A 16035-nucleotide genomic window follows, 5' to 3' on the forward strand; every position below is an offset into this window, starting at 1 on the left:
CTGGAACGTGCGAGCACTTTCCCGTGCACCCTGCCGGACAACAGCGTGCACTGGGGCCGTCCTGCTTGGCATCAGCGTAAACTGCCGCAATTGACGCGATTTCGGAGCGCCAGCTGCCCGATCTCACCTTGACACGTCAGGATGGTGCGAGCCTTTCGAACCGTCCTCCGATAACGAGATCCCCTCTGGACCTCCACGTCTCCGTATCCTCCAGAGAAGGCCTTTAGCTTCGCGGATAAGGGTATGCGGGGCCTGACGCTCTGATGATTTCGAGTGCTTCCTCAACGTGCTCGTGTCGAAGCTGGAGCCTTGGGTTCGGGATGGTGTCGCCAGGTTTCGGAGCAAGCAGACCGTTGTGAAAGTAGTCGGGACGATCACGCACCAGCTGGGGGTCAATACGGGATATGTCGTGCTTCAGGAGATTGTTGAGACGGTTGAGATTTTCGAGCTGGGGACTGACAGGAAAACTGCTTCTATCGCGCAGGGCGTAAAAGTTGGCATATCCTTGAATCCCGGACCAGACTTTCGCCGAACGCTCCCAATAGTGATACGTGGTCATAATGAAGGCTTCCCGCACCAGAGAGACCTGCAAGAACGCACTTCTCGCTGCTTCGGCCCGCGTGATCTCGATTGAATCGATCAAGGTCCCGTCTTCATCGTAGACGCGCCCGTCGATACCCATTCGATCCCAGTCATCATACGCTTGCGCCGCATCCGCATGTGCTTTCTCAAGCGTCGCGGCGGATGCTCGATACGCATCGCGGATGTGGTTGATCCCAGTCTGGAATTGGAATGCTCTGAAACTTTCTGGAATTCTAGCCATATGTCCTTGCCTAGGTTCATGAGCAATGGAAGGGCGGGGTGTGCGAATCCTTTGCTGGTTTCGCACCGATGGTTCGCTGACCTCGGCGCCATGTCAAATTGATCGAGTCTACAACTCGAAGCCGACGATCCCGCGATGGTGCCTTTACGCGCCGGCCGTGGTCGAGGCCGAAATCAGGGAGAAGATCAGTGGCATCAGGAAAGACAGCCCCCGCGCGCGTTCCCTTGAGAAGGCGCGGAAAGCAAGGGAGGAGCGGGAGGAGCGTCAGATGACAAGGGACCCTCCATGGGGACGTAGCCGATCATTGCATTCGAGGCGGGCTCGTCGGTCCGATAGATCCGATTGTCGGCAAACTGCGATTGCCGAGGATCGAATCCTTGGCCACAATCGGCGCTACCGATCAAAGCGTGTGGTGTGTCATCCTCAAGCATGTCGCGCAACCGAGAAAGAATGGCCTTGCCGAAATTTGATGTGAGAGACACCGAAACTCAGCTTCGCAACTACCTTAACAACAACAAATACAAGCAAGAAATGTTGGCAGCTGAGATGCTGCGGGTCAGCGATCATTTCGCGAATGTCGTGACCCAACAGACCAGCGGTGCACGTGACGATCAGACTCGATAGGTGCTTGCCGCACGGTCGCTTCCAACCCGGCTCCAATTTTAGATTTTCTTCCTCTTTACATTGAAGGCCTTCGGCAGCTGTATCGGCCGCGGAGACGACAGCCTTGAGATGTTTCCTACCAGGCTGCTGTTGCTGCGAATGATCTTCCAGATCGAGTTGCTCAATGTCCGCCTGCTAAACACCCTGTGCGCCTCCTCTGCATCAGGGAGCATGAAATGTCCCTTGATCCAATGAGCGACGGCTGATTGGCCCTCTTCATCGCAAGCAATCAGTACGGCCACCAAGACCCTTGCATATATGTCGGGTCTGCTCCTTATGAGGTTTTCAAGTAGGATCGAGATGGCCTTCAGACGGACATGGTGGGGAAGCTCCTTAACTTCCAGAACTGCATCCGTAAACCGAACGACAACGCCCATATGAGCGTAGATGTCAGCCGATGCCGTTCCAATGTAAGCGGCTAGTGCCTTGAAGTCCGCGACGGCAGTCTCGTCGCCGGACTTGAGTGCCTTCAATAGGAGCACATCCTCGATGGACACATGCCCATGGCGGAGCCGCGCCAGTGCGACGATTTTGGCCACGCACTCGTCGTAGGTCATAAGCCCCAGGCGAGCCGCAGATTCGAGAGCAGGCTGCAGCCACACGCCCTGGATCGGCCAGATCCCGCGAGCAAGCGTCCGATAGTTCATGTCCTCGCTCAACAGCACGTAGCCGTTCGCGGCAAGTGCCGCAGGATCGAGCACACCTGAACCGAAGTTCTCCACCGCGATTTCTACCGACTGCTTTCGGTCGTTCGCGAAATCACCCGTGATCTCCGGCGCGGAAACAGGGAGCACTTCGCAATATTCCCGGATTTTCTTTTCGCGACCCTCGATGACTTTGCGGCGATTCAGTTCCTCCTCGCGCGAGGTCTCGTGCTTCAGGAACTCTCCGTCATGAAATACAATAGAGAACGACTTTCCAGGTTTCTCGAAACCTCTCAGAAGGAGGAGGTCGTCATGGACAGCTTGTGGAACGTAGAGCGACCCGAACAACTCTTTTAGAATAGGAAGAACGTCGAGTGCAGCAGCGACCCACGCTGTATAGGTGTCGAGCACAGCGCCAGATGCTCGACGTTGTTCGATAACAGCAAATGCCTCGGCACGTTCCTGACTGCTACCGAAGCATGTTCTGATCTCCATTCCGAGCGAACGGATGTATTCGGCAAAACTGATTGACTCCTTCTTCATCCGGCCGGACAGGAATGCGAGTGGCAACCCATCTGCGTACTGTTTGGCAAATTGCTTGTTTGCCTCCGCCTGCTGTTTGACGAGGTCCAGCATCGGTTGGATGTCGTTATCCTTCATGGTGTAGGAGTAGACGCCGTTCTCATCCGGAAACTGGGTTTCGAAATTATGTCCGATATCCCGAGCTGCCTGAGACCACCGATGGCGGACTTCCTTTACGGTCCAGGCAATCTGCCCACCTACGTCGCGGGATACCGTGAACGATTCCCCGATCGACTTACCCATCGCCTGCGACACAACAGGATGTGTTGCGGGATAAACGCCGTTGGGTATCGATACGTCTTCACCGACAATGAACGTGAACGGATGACCAGCATGGTCTTCCAATCGAACCCAAGCATCGACTGTGACGACAGAAGGGTGAGGAATATGCTTATAGGATCGCTCATTGATCACCATCCCGAACAGCGTCAGGGCGACGTCCGGCCGATCACGGTGAGCCATGTAGAGGCGGTAAACCTCTGTTAGAGCTTCGGGAATCCGACCAATCTCGTGCAGGACCTGGGCGGCCGACAATTTGTCTCTCGTCCCGCCCTCGAAGGTGAGAACGTCGTTCTTCCTAAGAAACTCTTTAATCCTGTCGAGGCGTCCGCGTCGCTGAAGCGTCATAGCGAGCAGATTGAACGTGTCCAGTCGTTGCACGTCTTTCAGGAGTGAACGAGCAGCAGCCTCCGCTTTAGGCATGTCGCCCGCGTTGAAGAGCATGACTGCTTCGAAATGTCGGTAGAACTGATCTTTCCGCAGGTTCTGATTGAGATCTTGATAAAATCGTGCGCCTTGGCCAGTTTGCGGCACCTCAAACGCCAACGCCACCGCGAGATCTCGCAGTTCATCGGAATCGCGAGTTTCGTCGACCGCACCGAGATAATGCTCCGCGGCGTCCCGCCATTTTTGGCGGCGAAACGCGTGCTTGGCGACGCTTATCCGCGAGGTCCAGTGCGACGTCTCGGTAAGCGCTTCTCGGGCGTTGTCGTAGGCTGTTTCCGCTATGGTCGGCGCTCCGAACGCCATACACATATCCGCCGCAAGGATGCTCGCTCTAGGATCATTGGCAGCACCCGCCACCGGAGCTTCGAGATCGCCAGCGGATGGGATTCCTCCCGCCCCCTTCCACACTCGGCACATGTTGATTGCAGTACGATAGACAGCCCTTTCCGGAGGATCGACCGTATCGACGTTGGAATCAGGCAATTCTGCGATCAGCTTCCAATCTGCCTTGCGGAGGGCCAATTGAAGCTTGAGCATCGACGCGATCGCGCTGTTCTCCAGCAAAGGTGCCAGCTCATCCGCGAGTTCACTTCCAGCCTCATATGCGGCTATGGCTGCTCTCGCGAGCACATCCTGATCTCGTTCGACGTACTGACGCTCCTTCTCGATGACCGCTAGTGCCTCGGGGTAGCTATCAAGCAGCCTCAGGGCGACTAGCCAGTTGGCAAGGACCACAAAATCGTCTTTTCCTACAGCGGCGTCGCCTCGGACTACTTCCTGCCAGATATCTCGGTATGTCTCGGCCGAAGCCTCGATGTGACCGCGCAGGGCGAAAGGCAGGGTACCCGTCTTCCAGCTATCTGCAGCCTTGCCAGCCTGATCCAAGAACGAGTCCGCAAAGAATTGTCTTGCGTATCGGCTTTCCGGAAATAGCGAGCGGGCGCGGGCCGCCTTTTCTCGCCAGATTTTGTTCCCATGAATTCGATAGAACTGCACTTCCGCAACAACGACGCCTTCAGTCGTCTGGTGCCGCTCGGGAACTAGAGACAGGGGCTGCTCCCGAACACCGTTCTGCGCGGCGGCCTGTATGACATGCCCCCACAACGCTTCGTCAGCAACGTCAGCTTCGAACTGCTCTCTTCCGGTCTCGAGCACCTTAGGGAAGTCTCGGAGAAGCAGGTGAGCCAAGGCTCGGTTCGAGATGGCCTTTGGCTCGTCGGGCGCGCAATCGCATGCTTCGAGGAGTAGTTTGCAACCCCGCTCAATATCGTCAAGCGCAATGAAGCAGGCAGCAATATTTGCCTTGATGCGAAATAGAATGCGATCCGAAGCAACCGAACCGACGTCCTTGAGCATCTTTTCGAATAAGGGCAGCGCCGTTGTGGGGCGTCCGCCCTGCTGGATGGATCGATATCCATCTATCTGCTGGTCGTAAACCTTATCGATTTCGTTCCCCGCAGATGCATCATCGACGCCATCGAGAAGCATAACACCGTTCGACTTATTGACCGCCGCCCAGATCTTCTTGAGGTAGAATGCATTCGTAGACCGCTCATCGGTCATCATTTCGATGACATTATCGAGCTTGTCGGAGTGCTCCTGAGACCGGAGACCATAGTCAGGCTGAAAGATCTTGATGAGATCAGGATACGGCAGCAGCGCGTCGCAGATGCGCCCCCAACCCCAAATCTTGTAAGGAACCGAACGCCCGGTCTTCTGAAGTAAGTCGAGACAGAGTTCGCGGGCGAGCTGCTCCATCGCCGCGTCGTTGTTGGCCGTCGTTAAAAGGTAAAATTCCTTGATCGGGGGGACGAAAGTCAGAGCTTGCTCCCACTCGTCCCGAACCTCCTTCTCTTCCAGATCCTGGCCAAAGCCCTTTTGTTTGCACTGAACACCGACAATGTGCTCTACGTTGTTGTTGCGCCACCCCCAAACATCGACGCCCTTCTGAGGCTGTCCGCGACGACCGTTCTTCTCCATTTCGGTCGCGTTGATCATCTTCGCTCCCAACTCCATGCAGAGCGTTTCGAAGACTGCGTAGCTGTCGGGACGATTTAGTTCTGTACCTGCAGTATATGCCATTGATGCCTGCGTGGGGTGGTGTCGCAACACTTCCACGTAAGCGTGCAATATTTCGATGATTTTGCCAATCGGTTCTTTCTTCGTTCCTCGACTAAAACGGACAGTTTTGGCATCCGTCCCCAACAATCTTCACCGAGACAAGGTCCTTGACGCCTCCCTCGATGTTCTATATTCGTTCGCGTCCATGATCACCTTCGCACGCACCTCGTTCCGAATACGCTGACCGATCCCGGCTTCGCCCGGTGTCGCCCAGTTCTGCGTTTCGATTTCGAGGGATGCCATGAAGAGTATCCATGATGGCCGCAGGAGCGATGACGCTCCACGCCCGGTCACGCTACCCGCAATTTCACATACTGAAGCCACGATTAAAAGCGTCGGCCCCGTGCTCTTTCGCTCCGAGCACGCGCGCAATTTCGCTTGCCTGCTCGATCTCGATCCCGAGGTTGTTCAATGGAGTTCGGCGCCGCCATTGCTTCGGGACGGCAACGATGAATACCAGCTCGACTTCGTTGTCATCACCGATGCCGGATCCTTCCTGATCGATGTCGGCCGCGAAGAGCCACGAACGCCGCCATGGGTCACGTCACTTGCCGAATCCATGGGGCATCAATATCGACCCGTTGCCATGGCCGACTTCGAAGGCAGCTTCCGTCTCCGGAACGCCAAGGATCTCTTGCGCTATGGTTTCTACAGGCCGCCGCTCGGCGACAGGATTCGTCTCCTTGCGGCACTGGACGACATGGGGTCGCTTACGGTCGCGGAATGCATGTCCGCGGTCAGGGAAGGGCGGCCGATGCCGACGGTGGCCGCGCTGATCCTTCAAGGATTCCTGGAGATCGATCTGGACGATGCCCTGATCGGTCCTGATACCCAGGTTCGCCGGATACGGAGCTGACGTGACGCGCTGACGCGCAGGATCCAACGTCACCATTCAGCTTTTCCGGGAACACAAAAATGAGAATTTCTCGCACTCGGCAGGGATACAGCCTGCCCGAATACATTGCCTATGCAGGAATCTGCGGTGCCATCCGCCCCTATGCGCGCGCCGACCGCTTCGCCGTGGCTCTCGTCCTCTCGAAATGGGAGGAGAAGAGCACCTACCTGAGAGCCGCTGCCGCCTATCTGAATCCTAGAGCCGACTTTCGCATTTCGGATCGGGTCTACGTGGGCGACGCCAAGGAGGAGACATACGACACGATCCTGGACGACTTCGCGAACAAGCGAACCATCGTCCTGTTCAAGGACGAAGAGGACGTCCCCAAAGACATCGCGCTCGCATTCGATGCCGTCGTGCGGGTCGATGCGCCGTCAGCGCGGCAGGTGCGTGGCGTCGTAAAAGTGGGTCTACGGCCTCGACATCACCCCAGACGAGGCCGGAGTCCTCGCCCGTAGCAACTGGAGGCGGCTGAAGCTCGCCGTCATGCGTGGCCGTCCAATGTCGAGGGTGCTGGCGACACTCGAGAAAATTGATGCTCTCCACGCAGACGGAAATGGCCGCCCCGTAAAGGGTCCCGTCATTCCTCATGAGGCGACCTTGGACGACATGGCAGGCTACGGCGACGCAAAGGACTGGGGGCTGGATCTTGCCCGCGACATCGCCGACTGGAGAACTGGCTCGATCTCCTGGGAAGAGGTCGACAAGGGGATCTTGTTGTCCGGACCGCCGGGTGTCGGGAAGACCATCTTCTCACGAGCGTTGGCGGCAACATGCGGAGTGGAGCTGGTCGTCGCTTCCTATGCCAAGTGGCAGGCCCGAGGGCACCTCGGGGACTTCCTGAAGGCTATGCTGGCAAGCTTTGCGGAAGCAAAGAAGAAGGCGCCCTCGATCTTGTTCATTGATGAACTCGATGCCTTCGGTGAAAGAACTGCGGGCGGCACTGATAACTCCAGCTACGACGTGAAGGCCATCAATGGTCTGCTGGAGCAGCTTGATGGCCTTGATGGCAGGGAAGGGGTCGTGGTCGTCGGCGCCTGTAACCATCCCGAATGGATCGACGCCGCAATCACCAGGCCGGGGCGGCTCGATCGGCATGTTCGAATTCCGGTGCCGGATCTTGAAGCCCGCGCCGGGATCTTTCGCATGCATCTCCGTGGCGCTCTCTCCGATGGCGAGCACATGGCGTTCGCAGAAGCCACCGAAGGCATGACAGGGGCTGCCATCGAGCAGATCGTCCGGGAGGCCCGCCGCACCGCCAGGAAGCGTCGACAGCAACTGTCCGCAGAAGATGTATTTCGTCACGTTCCTCCGATGGTCGTCATGCCGCCTCAAGTCGTTCGCGTGAACGCCATCCATGAAGTCGGGCATGCCGTGGTGGGCGCCGTCCTCGGCATGAACCTCGAAAAGGTCTCCATCTCGAAGACACTCAGGCTCGCGCCACAGCACCAGTCGGTCGGGAGGGCCGTGTTCAAGCGCAATCCCTGGGCGCGCAGGACGAAGGAACACTATCTCGATATCATCGCCATGACGGTCGCAGGCATGGCCGCGGAACAGCTATTTCTCGGTTGCTGGGACGATGGCGCTTCCGGCGGGGCTGGATCCGATCTTCACGAGGCGACGATGACGGCCATCGCGTTGGAGCGGTCGTTCGGCATGGGGCAGAAGCTTGCCTCCTACGGTCCGATTGACGACAAGATCGCCAGTGATATCAAGTCGCTTGATGCAGCGCTGATGGCGCAGGTCGACGCAATTCTCCGGAAACAGCTCGAGCGCGCGATGACGATCCTGGAACGACATCGGGATGCATGCGTCAGGCTCGCCGCCGAGTTAGTCGAGCGAGGCGAGCTGCCAGGCAGAGAGGTTTTGGACGCGCTGGATGAGGGCGGCGAGCAAGGAAATCCTGTGGTTCGGGGTTATGGATAAGAGCCGGCGGCGACCATTGACCGCTGTGGATGGCGTCTGGCATGACGGTTGACCAAAGGGGATCCCGATGAAAGACATGCGCCACCTCGATCACATTTGGGAGCGTCTCGGTGCGATGGCCGATGGATCTGCAGGGTCGGCCGCCGTGCAGCTTACGACGATAGGCGACACTGGCTTTCCAGGCTTGCGAACGGTCATTCTCCGCGACGCGAACTTCGATCAGGCAACGGTCTCCTTCGTCACGGACATCCGGTCGACGAAGGTCAAGCACATCCGAAATCATCCGATGGTCAGCGCGATTGCCTATGACCTCGAGAGCCGTGTTCAAATCACGCTACTTGGCAGAGCGGCGGTCGTGGAGAACGAGGACGCCCGGCGCTCGATGTGGGATCGGCTTAAACCGCATACCCACAAACAGTTCGAGGCAGCCTTGCCGCCTGGAATTTCACTGTATGATGACGGCAGACCGGTGTCGTGGGAGGACGACACCGGTCCAATGGAGCCCTACGAACGCTTCGCGCTCATCTCAATCTCAGTTGCCAGCGCCGAATGGCTAAACGTCTCTGGCGATGAAAAGATGAGGTTTATCTTCTATCGGGATCGGCGGCCGAAATGGCATGGATCGAGGTTCTCACGTTGATTTCGAAACGCGGGCTCGATATGCGGGTCATCATGAAATCACGATCACCGGGTCGGCGGAGAAATCAGCCGGACGGCCGTGAGAGCGAGCTATGGGCTCCGGGACAGCGGTGAAAGACCCGTCCTCCTGGAGTTTCGTCCCACTTTTCCTATGAACAGCCGCTTCATTCCCCGAGGAATTCAAGCAATTCGCCATTGATTTTGTTGACCTCGTGGATGGCCTCACGAAGGTGATATCGTGCTTCCTCGGTGTCCGAATCCGGTTGATTGCTGTCTTCTTTTTGCACGAGATGCATGTCGTTGAGCTGGGAAACGAATGCAACGCGAGCCGAAGAGCTGGCCATCCTAACGAGGAGGGCAGCTATCGTGGCCTTCTCGAGTAATTCTTTGCGATCTTGTGATGTCATATGTGGGACCTCCTGCCAAAAAAAGTACGGTTTCGGCAGGAAAGAAACAAAACCAAAGCAGATGGTCCCGTCGAACGCCCTCGCCGCAATCACTAGGACGACGAGGATGATGCCGAGCAGGCCCGCAAGACCCATGCCCCAAATCATGCCGACGCCCATCATGTCGTTCATCATCGCGTCCTCCTTTCATTCGGCTGCCTCGAGCCTGCGCTCGTCCTCCGCGACGAAGGCGCCCTCCGCGGATGCGGCCGGCAGCCGCCATCCCTTGACCAGCCCATAGACCGCCGGGATGACGATCAGCGTCAGCAGCGTCGACGACACCATGCCGCCGATCATCGGAACGGCGATCCGCTGCATGATCTCCGAACCCGTGCCAGTGCGCCAAAGGATCGGTACAAGACCTGCCATGATGGCGACGACCGTCATCATCTCCGGACGGACGCGCTCCACCGCACCGACCATGATGGCCCGGTTGAGATCCAGCCTGGAGAAGGAACGGCCTTCCTTTTCACAGGCTTCGCGTTGTTCCTTCATGGCGTGGTCGAGATAGATAAGCATGATCACGCCAGTCTCGGCCGCCACGCCCGCAAGAGCGATGAAGCCGACGGCGACCGCGACCGAGGCGTTGAAGCCCATCCACCACATCAGCCAGATGCCACCGACCAGCGCGAAGGGCAGGGACAGCATGACGATCATTGTCTCGGTCAGTGCCTTGAAGTTCAGGTAGAGCAGCAGGAAGATCAGCGCCAGCGTCAGGGGTGCGACGATGGCAAGCCGCGCCTCTGCCCGTTCGAGATATTCGAACTGGCCGCTCCAGGCGACAGAATAGCCGGGCGGCATCTGAACGCTTTTGGCGACCGCCTGCTGGGCTTCGGCGACATAGCCGCCGAGATCGCGGTTGGCGATGTCGACATAGATGTAGACAGCGAGCTGGCCGTTCTCGGTGCGGATGGTCGTCGCTCCGCGTGTGAGCTTGACATCGGCCACTTCACGGCGCTCCCGGTATTGGAAGCCGGGTTCACGGAGATGTGTTGTCGCAGACGGTGGGGCGGATACAGATATCCGGGCCAGCTAGGCTCGCCGCGCTCTCGGTAGATGCTTTTCCGGATTAAATGCCATCGGCTTGACTCTCGGCAAGGCCAGAGAAGAAATCCCACCGCGAGAACCTTCTCAAGTTGTCGAACTCATTGAAGAAGGTTCCGCCGGCTTCGCGCACGTGGAGCTGGAGCTGGATGCGATCGGTCTTCGCGACATGCGGAAGCTCCACACCGAAGAGCTTCTGAAGGCGATCATCAAGCTCCATGGCGACCAGCTCGTCGTCGCACAGGAATTCGATCCGCAGCTCGTAGAAGTCGATTTCTTCGTCCGACGACCAGTTCGCGAACATCGCCCTGATCCTTCCATGGATCGGGTCGCCTTCGAACTTCGCCTTGAGGATCTTCTCTATCGCGGTATCGAATCCATCCTTCCGGAAGAACTCGACGAGGTTGTTCGGCAGGGCCGCCCTCGCATAGGTGCTGGCGATCCACCGACCGATCCTTTCGCCAGTGCCGATCGTCGAGACAGGCCCGTCCGGCGCCAGATCCATAAGGTGCGTGCGGTCGATGAAGCGGCGGGCGTTGATATCGACCACGTACGCGACTTCCGCGCCTCCCTCCGTCAGCGGGATGGTGAGCTTGCGCATGTTCTTTCCGCGCGCCCCGTCGGAGTTCGCCCGGTAGGCCTCTTCAGAGCGGTCCAGCGTTGTAATTTCAACCAGCGGATCCTTCTCGAGATCAACGCTCACGACAGTGCAGGATTGCGTGAGAACAACGACGAGCGTTCCCTCTGGGAAGCCCGCCTGTTCCGCCGCCCTTCCGCGGACGTGGAACGTAGACCCTTGCCGCCATCCCAGATCAAGGATTCTGCGCGCTTCCGCTTCACCGAATGCTGTCATCTCAACTCCCAGACACCGTCACCCAAGAGATGAGATCAAGTCCGATCGAAGTCGACGATCGGAATTTCATCGAGGAGCGCATTGCCTCCGCGGGCGGATGGCATGGCGGCAGAATCCTGTGCTGCGTAGCGCCGGATGGCGGATGCGAAGGTGGCAAGATACTTTTCGGTCGCCGCGGCGTCGATCGCCGGTGCAGTGAGCAGGCTTTCGAGCGTCACCGATGAGCGATCCTTTGTATTCCACAACCGATGAGCCGTCTTCAGGTGTGTGCCGAAGGCCGACTTCAGTATCGGGTAGACCAGCGCGAGCCTGTCGACTGCATCCCGGCGGGGCTGCGCATCTTTCATCCACGCGTAGACGGTCTTCCGCTCCACCCGCATGATGCTGGCGATGATGCTCACGGGTAGCCCGTTCTGCTGCATCTCCTGAACCGTGGACTTGAAGTCGATCACCGGAGCCTGTTTCAGCAGGAAGTCCGCGCTCGGAAGCGTCTGGACATTGGAGGTCAGAATCATCCTGTCAGCCGCGAAGCCGTTCGTGATGGAGGCTCCAGCAGCGGCAAAGTAGGTCACGCCCTTCAGAATACCGAAGAGGTTCATTTTCTGGTTCGCAACGGCTGCAGTCATTTCCACACCTTCATCGCATGCTCGGTGGTAATCTTGTCAAAGATATCACGGATGGGTTGCCAGAGGCCTACTATATTGCCTCGCATCTCCTCGAGATCAATCTTCCGTGGTGGCACATATGTGAGTGAATGATCCGCATCGATGGTCACGAAGTCTTCCCGCGGCCGATCGATCTGCCAGTTGTTGTCGACGATCAACTGGGAGTTCAGATCCGGCGGAAACACCGACGGAGGCCTGCGAGCAACCTGGAGCCTCAGCGCCCCGCCAGCCTCGGTGCCCATCTGAAGCTGGTTCACACCCTCACGGAGAGCAAACTCACCGACATCGATGCCGACAGGCATGAAGCGCTCGTGAAGATACTGCTCAAGTACATCGTCTTCCTTGGGCTCGACGAGATCCAGATACCGCAGGGCCACGCCCTCGACCATCCGAACCTGACTGCTTTCCGTCTTTACCGCCACCTCGGCGACCTCCACGAGGCGACGGAGGAAATCCTCGTGCCCGATATAGCCCGTGGTGTGCAGCGCGATCATTCCCTTGTTCACGACGGCGGACCATTTGAAGTCTTCGCTCCTGAACTGCCAGATGCGAAGGACTTCCGACTGAACCTGCACGCCGCGCTCATCGATATGAACGTTGATCTGGGGGATCTCGGCTTCCTTGCCAGCCGGATACCCGGCGGCCAGGCCACGCGCCATCTCCTTGACGAAGGTGTCGAAGTCCGCGATCTCAGGAAAACGGACAACGCCGATCACATATCTGATCGGGGCATTTTTCATCTGCGCCATTGTGTGTTCCCTTCCGTGTCCGTAACTATACACAAAACTAAACACATGCAAGCGACACGAAAAGGGGCCGGCAGCCACCGGATCCAAATAAAGTTAGCAGATCGGACATAGGCTAGCACATTGCCGACCGATCCGGAGGTTTATAGCAAAAGCAGCTCCGGCTGGACGATGATCCGAAGCACGAGGTTCTTGCCTTCTCCTCGGCCAGCCACCGATCGCGTGGCTTGCAGCTCAATGGCCGAGCATTGAGGATGACCTCGAAAGAGTCTCCCTTCAGGCGAGGCGACCCGGCACAGTCCCTATCAACCGCCTCCCAGGCAGCGGCAGATGACGGCGCGCCATGGCATAGCGCTGGTCGGGATCGTCCTTGATGCGGTCAAGGGCATCAGCCCAGAATTCACCGTTCTCCGGATCTGGCCCTGGAGCTTGCATTATCGTTGTGCCGCCTGGTTCTTGGCGCGTGGCGAAATCCCACATCTGGCGGTCAAGCGCTCGCGCCTCTTCATCAGTCGTAGTATCGACCCAGTGCATGACACCCTCCCAGCGAAGGTGAACACAACGCTATTTCATCAGTCTTCGCAATAGGTTGGGTAATGCTTTTCGGTCAAATTCATTTCCGCCGGCGATTATTGGGGTCATCATCTTTCAAACGATGTTTGGAGGTTTCCATGGAAAGCGAACAAGACTTCAAGAAGCTCATCAGGGAGGCACGGGAACGAGTGGAAACCGTCGGTGACGCCAAAGTGCAAGCGATGCTCAAGCAGGGCATCGATGTGGAGCGTTTGCTAAGAAATTTCGCCGAGGCGTCTGCCTTTCCAGGTCTTACAGTTGAGCTGATCAACAACGCCATCCTTGAGAAGCCGTTTAAGTTCTACCACTACACGCTCTTTGGATCGGCAATCTCGTTTTCTTCGGCATCCGGCACCCGCCTGATTGCGGGACTAGGTTACGACGCGAAGGCTGACACTATTGCCTCTCTGGTGCTTACAATTGACGGCAATGGCAAGGAAGATACGAACGTCGGCTTCTTTTTGAGCACGATTGATGACTTCTTTAGCGAGATAGCAGCGGAGGTCGCGTTCCTTCAGGACGAGCTTGCCAGGGCTTCGGCCAGCGCGATTCCTGCTGATACGCCTCCACCGTGCGAGCCAGCCTCTCTCTCGTCTGTGGCAATCGACGATGCACCAGTGAGCACAGGGATACTCACTCGGATACACCAACTTTTCCGGTAAATGGAGTGGATCGGAATTAAACTCGATACGCTGACGGTATTTCCGCGCCTTCCTGTGGCTCCTCATCGAACCTGATGGGGGAGCCACATCCACTGCCCATTCGCCGACGAGACAGGTAGCCTCGAGACGCCAAGCTGTCGACTGTAATGCTTCAGCATGGCGTTAAGTCGACACTCGAAATCACCCCTACCTGGGGCGGCGGGATCCTGAAACCTGTTTTCCCACTCAAGTGGAAATGCTTTCAGCAGCATCATCGCAGCGCGTCGGGAAAATTCCCGCTTGATGGCAGACCTCATGGTCGGCCAGAACGCGGGCATCGGGCGGGGAATGACCAGTCGATGGAAAACGACGATCGATCCGTAGTCCAGAGGGTGCTCCCACGCCTCGGACCAGCATTGCTCGACAATCGCTGCCATTTCGTAGTCTTCCTGGCTTCGGCTATCAGCGACATCCACGAAGTCCGATCCCATCACCGGGTGGTCGGAAGCGTCCCACTCGAAGAAGGAAGCGTGGGTGTCTGGCATGCCAACATGGGAAAAGCGAAGCGATATGTATCGCATCTTGAAGTCGCTCTCATCGACCCGGACGTACCTGCGCCGATCACATGAGACGGTGATCCCGCCTCCGAAACCCTTCACCCAGGTGTACTTGACCGCCGTCGCTTCGCCGACGGTCCGCTTTCCAGCGAGTTGCGACCGCCGTGCTTCAATCCATCGTCGTTGCGCCTCGTCCAAGGTTTTCCCTCTCCAGATCAAGCATCGTCAGCAGATCAAGCATCGTCAGACAGGCATGGGAACGATGTCCCGCACCGATCCCCGGCGGCATCCACAAGTCGGTCGCATCCGAGCGCTGACATTCGCCGTAGCCTTGCGAATGTCACGCTGGCACCGTGTTTTTTGACGAGTTCTGCGCGGACATAGCTTCCTATTCGGCCGCAGGCCCGGCATTCCACTTCGATGACCGGATCGCGAACCTGACGAAGGGTCGAGGACAGATCGAGTGACTTATGTGGCTTCTTCATCCGCGGCGGGCGCCAGCGGTTCGTGCCAGCATCGCTTTCAGCTTTTCCAGCGCGCGGGCGGCATCCTGATTAAGGGTAATGAACTTGCGATCAGGCGTGAAGTAGTTCGATCCTCTGGTAAGGCTGTCGCGGTGCGCTTCGAATTCACAAGTTACGCGTACGACCTTGTCGATCTGTTCATTCAATGGGTCAGTGGGAACCTTGCGTTCCATCCATTCAGACAGCGTCAGTCCTACCTTTGTGGCTCGCCGTGCCTCATAAGCCTTCTGACTCTCTGCGAGACCCGATATCGCTGTGGCGACAATTGCCGCACGGTCGAGATCCGGCCTAGCTCGCCGTCTCCGGTTGAGCGGGCGCGTAGCAAAATCGAAATCGGATGGATAGCTGTCGTCGGGAACGAACAGGATCGACGTCTCGCCGTCCGGCTTAGGGGTAACGTCGACAAGAGTTCCATCGGGCGACTTCCAAACGACGTGGAATTCGGCCGTCCAAAGCGCGCCAGGCAATTCCCATACGATCCATCCGTGCAGGGGACCGCCGCCCTGATGCTGAACCTTCGCTGCCACGGTAAGATTGCAGAAGCCATGTATCCCATCGGGATTCTCGACGACTGGAACAAACGCGGGATCGGCGCCAAGATCCTCGCGGCAGAACGCTAGCAGAGACGGGCTAATAGCCGACGGCGTGGTCTCGGCAAGGGTGACCCCGCGTTGGCGGGCAAGGGCGTCCGCTACCACTTTCGCCTCATCGATTCCGACTATGCCAGCCACCTGAACTCTCCCACGAGTGCCCGAAGGACACGATGTCTAGGCGAGGCCGCCGCGATCAGTCAACGGGGCAAGCCATCCAAAAATTTTTTCAATAAAGCCGGTCACTTACGAGATTTGCCTACGTCCCTGATTCATCGAAACAATCTTCGATTTAACTAAAGTAATGGGATCGTTTTCCTATTTTCCGGTGTCTTGACTCTGATTTCTGGAAGGAACATTACAAGAACATCTACATT

General features: G+C 57.6%; 15 protein-coding genes and 1 pseudogene. 6 read left to right on the plus strand and 10 right to left on the minus strand.

What is annotated here, in order from left to right:
• Positions 1-223: 223 nt before the first annotated feature.
• A complete protein-coding gene (locus AC2444_RS31280; RefSeq protein ID WP_128449905.1) occupies positions 224-823 on the minus strand; it encodes a hypothetical protein in 600 nt (199 codons plus the stop codon).
• A gap of 450 nt (positions 824-1273) precedes the next feature.
• Between AC2444_RS31280 and AC2444_RS31285 the strand changes: the two genes are divergently transcribed.
• Positions 1274-1447 carry a hypothetical protein gene (locus tag AC2444_RS31285; RefSeq protein ID WP_164902790.1) on the plus strand — a complete coding sequence of 58 codons (174 nt, stop codon included), beginning with the start codon at positions 1274-1276 and terminating at the stop codon, positions 1445-1447.
• Positions 1448-1485: 38 nt separating this feature from the next.
• On the opposite strand, the gene AC2444_RS31290 is transcribed toward AC2444_RS31285, so the two are convergent.
• Entirely contained in the window at positions 1486-5643 is a 4158-nt protein-coding gene (locus AC2444_RS31290; RefSeq protein WP_128449906.1) for a PIN domain-containing protein, read from the minus strand.
• Between the two features lie 157 nt (positions 5644-5800).
• On the opposite strand from AC2444_RS31290, the gene AC2444_RS31295 reads away from it, so the two are divergent.
• The 4 genes from AC2444_RS31295 (at position 5801) to AC2444_RS31310 (ending at position 9020) form a co-directional block, all read left to right on the plus strand.
• Positions 5801-6415: a hypothetical protein gene (locus tag AC2444_RS31295; RefSeq protein ID WP_128449907.1), complete on the plus strand. Its 615-nt coding sequence runs from the start codon at positions 5801-5803 to the stop codon at positions 6413-6415.
• Between the two features lie 59 nt (positions 6416-6474).
• Positions 6475-6912: a hypothetical protein gene (locus AC2444_RS31300; protein ID WP_245461273.1), complete on the plus strand. Its 438-nt coding sequence runs from the start codon at positions 6475-6477 to the stop codon at positions 6910-6912.
• A 151-nt stretch (positions 6913-7063) separates the two neighbouring features.
• Entirely contained in the window at positions 7064-8380 is a 1317-nt protein-coding gene (locus AC2444_RS31305) for an AAA family ATPase (RefSeq protein ID WP_245461274.1), read from the plus strand.
• A 67-nt stretch (positions 8381-8447) separates the two neighbouring features.
• Complete coding sequence (locus AC2444_RS31310) at positions 8448-9020, plus strand: pyridoxamine 5'-phosphate oxidase family protein (RefSeq protein ID WP_128449908.1); 573 nt, start codon at positions 8448-8450, stop codon at positions 9018-9020.
• Between the two features lie 163 nt (positions 9021-9183).
• On the opposite strand, the gene AC2444_RS31315 is transcribed toward AC2444_RS31310, so the two are convergent.
• The 6 genes and pseudogenes from AC2444_RS31315 to AC2444_RS31340 form a co-directional block, all read right to left on the minus strand.
• Positions 9184-9600 carry a hypothetical protein gene (locus AC2444_RS31315; protein ID WP_128449909.1) on the minus strand — a complete coding sequence of 139 codons (417 nt, stop codon included), beginning with the start codon at positions 9598-9600 and terminating at the stop codon, positions 9184-9186.
• 12 nt (positions 9601-9612) lie between these two features.
• Positions 9613-10416: pseudogene (locus AC2444_RS31320) on the minus strand (efflux RND transporter permease subunit); the annotation flags it as partial.
• Between the two features lie 118 nt (positions 10417-10534).
• The gene (locus AC2444_RS31325; protein WP_128449910.1) at positions 10535-11362 is read right to left on the minus strand and encodes a hypothetical protein; all 828 of its coding nucleotides are present in this window, start codon (positions 11360-11362) and stop codon (positions 10535-10537) included.
• A gap of 35 nt (positions 11363-11397) precedes the next feature.
• Complete coding sequence (locus tag AC2444_RS31330) at positions 11398-11961, minus strand: hypothetical protein (protein ID WP_128449911.1); 564 nt, start codon at positions 11959-11961, stop codon at positions 11398-11400.
• A gap of 23 nt (positions 11962-11984) precedes the next feature.
• The gene (locus AC2444_RS31335) at positions 11985-12776 is read right to left on the minus strand and encodes a TIGR04255 family protein (protein WP_128449912.1); all 792 of its coding nucleotides are present in this window, start codon (positions 12774-12776) and stop codon (positions 11985-11987) included.
• Between the two features lie 273 nt (positions 12777-13049).
• Positions 13050-13307 (minus strand): hypothetical protein, encoded by a 258-nt coding sequence (locus AC2444_RS31340; protein WP_206615941.1) that lies wholly within the window; start codon positions 13305-13307, stop codon positions 13050-13052.
• Between the two features lie 137 nt (positions 13308-13444).
• On the opposite strand from AC2444_RS31340, the gene AC2444_RS31345 reads away from it, so the two are divergent.
• Complete coding sequence (locus AC2444_RS31345) at positions 13445-14008, plus strand: hypothetical protein (RefSeq protein WP_128449913.1); 564 nt, start codon at positions 13445-13447, stop codon at positions 14006-14008.
• Positions 14009-14070: 62 nt separating this feature from the next.
• Here AC2444_RS31345 and AC2444_RS31350 read toward each other — a convergent pair whose 3' ends face one another.
• Both AC2444_RS31350 and AC2444_RS31355 read right to left on the minus strand, forming a co-directional pair.
• Complete coding sequence (locus AC2444_RS31350; RefSeq protein ID WP_128449914.1) at positions 14071-14742, minus strand: hypothetical protein; 672 nt, start codon at positions 14740-14742, stop codon at positions 14071-14073.
• Positions 14743-15025: 283 nt separating this feature from the next.
• Positions 15026-15799 (minus strand): hypothetical protein, encoded by a 774-nt coding sequence (locus AC2444_RS31355; RefSeq protein WP_128449916.1) that lies wholly within the window; start codon positions 15797-15799, stop codon positions 15026-15028.
• Positions 15800-16035 lie beyond the last annotated feature (236 nt).

Source organism: Rhizobium sp. WSM1328 (assembly GCF_057653715.1).